This window comes from Streptomyces sp. NPDC087859, from assembly GCF_044742595.1.
Taxonomy (GTDB): Bacteria; Actinomycetota; Actinomycetes; order Streptomycetales; family Streptomycetaceae; genus Streptomyces; species Streptomyces canus_F.
Genome location: NZ_JBIUUU010000044.1, coordinates 1 through 1,813 on the forward strand (window position 1 = coordinate 1; position 1,813 = coordinate 1,813).

Genomic DNA, 1,813 nt, shown 5'->3' on the forward strand with positions numbered 1-1,813 from the left:
AACACAGTGGACGCGAGCAACTGAGGACAAGCCCTCGGCCTATTAGTACCGGTCACCTCCGCACGTTACCGTGCTTCCAGATCCGGCCTATCAACCCAGTCGTCTACTGGGAGCCTTAACCCCTCAAGGGGGTGGGAATACTCATCTCGAAGCAGGCTTCCCGCTTAGATGCTTTCAGCGGTTATCCCTCCCGAACGTAGCCAACCAGCCATGCCCTTGGCAGAACAACTGGCACACCAGAGGTTCGTCCGTCCCGGTCCTCTCGTACTAGGGACAGCCCTTCTCAATATTCCTGCGCGCGCAGCGGATAGGGACCGAACTGTCTCACGACGTTCTAAACCCAGCTCGCGTACCGCTTTAATGGGCGAACAGCCCAACCCTTGGGACCGACTCCAGCCCCAGGATGCGACGAGCCGACATCGAGGTGCCAAACCATCCCGTCGATATGGACTCTTGGGGAAGATCAGCCTGTTATCCCCGGGGTACCTTTTATCCGTTGAGCGACGGCGCTTCCACAAGCCACCGCCGGATCACTAGTCCCGACTTTCGTCCCTGCTCGACCCGTCGGTCTCACAGTCAAGCTCCCTTGTGCACTTACACTCAACACCTGATTGCCAACCAGGCTGAGGGAACCTTTGGGCGCCTCCGTTACTCTTTAGGAGGCAACCGCCCCAGTTAAACTACCCATCAGACACTGTCCCTGATCCGGATCACGGACCCAGGTTAGACATCCAGCACGACCAGACTGGTATTTCAACGACGACTCCCCCTGAACTGGCGTCCAGAGTTCACAGTCTCCCAGCTATCCTACACAAGCCGAACCGAACACCAATATCAAACTGTAGTAAAGGTCCCGGGGTCTTTCCGTCCTGCTGCGCGAAACGAGCATCTTTACTCGTAGTGCAATTTCACCGGGCCTATGGTTGAGACAGTCGAGAAGTCGTTACGCCATTCGTGCAGGTCGGAACTTACCCGACAAGGAATTTCGCTACCTTAGGATGGTTATAGTTACCACCGCCGTTTACTGGCGCTTAAGTTCTCAGCTTCGCCACCCCGAAGAGTGACTAACCGGTCCCCTTAACGTTCCAGCACCGGGCAGGCGTCAGTCCGTATACATCGCCTTACGGCTTCGCACGGACCTGTGTTTTTAGTAAACAGTCGCTTCTCGCTGGTCTCTGCGGCCACCCCCAGCTCACCGAGTAAATCGGATCACCAGTGATGGCCCCCCTTCTCCCGAAGTTACGGGGGCATTTTGCCGAGTTCCTTAACCATAGTTCACCCGAACGCCTCGGTATTCTCTACCTGACCACCTGAGTCGGTTTAGGGTACGGGCCGCCATGAAACTCGCTAGAGGCTTTTCTCGACAGCATAGGATCATCCACTTCACCACAATCGGCTCGGCATCAGGTCTCAGCCTTAATGAGTGGCGGATTTGCCTACCACTCGGCCTACACCCTTACCCCGGGACAACCACCGCCCGGGCTGGACTACCTTCCTGCGTCACCCCATCACTCACCTACTACCACCGTGGTTCGGCGGCTCCACCACTTTCCTTTCCCCGAAGGGTCCGGAACGGCTTCACGGCCTTAGCATTAATGGGTTCGATGTTTGACGCTTCACAGCGGGTACCGGAATATCAACCGGTTATCCATCGACTACGCCTGTCGGCCTCGCCTTAGGTCCCGACTTACCCTGGGCAGATCAGCTTGACCCAGGAACCCTTAGTCAATCGGCGCACACGTTTCTCACGTGTGTATCGCTACTCATGCCTGCATTCTCACTCGTGAACCGTCCACCACTAGCTTCCGCTGCA

At 56.6% G+C, this 1,813-nt stretch carries 1 rRNA gene (cut by a window edge); it reads right to left on the minus strand.

Going from position 1 to position 1,813, the window contains the following annotated elements:
- Positions 1-22: 22 nt before the first annotated feature.
- Positions 23-1,813: ribosomal RNA gene (locus ACIOHP_RS49870) — 23S ribosomal RNA — on the minus strand (it continues 1,367 nt past the right edge of the window).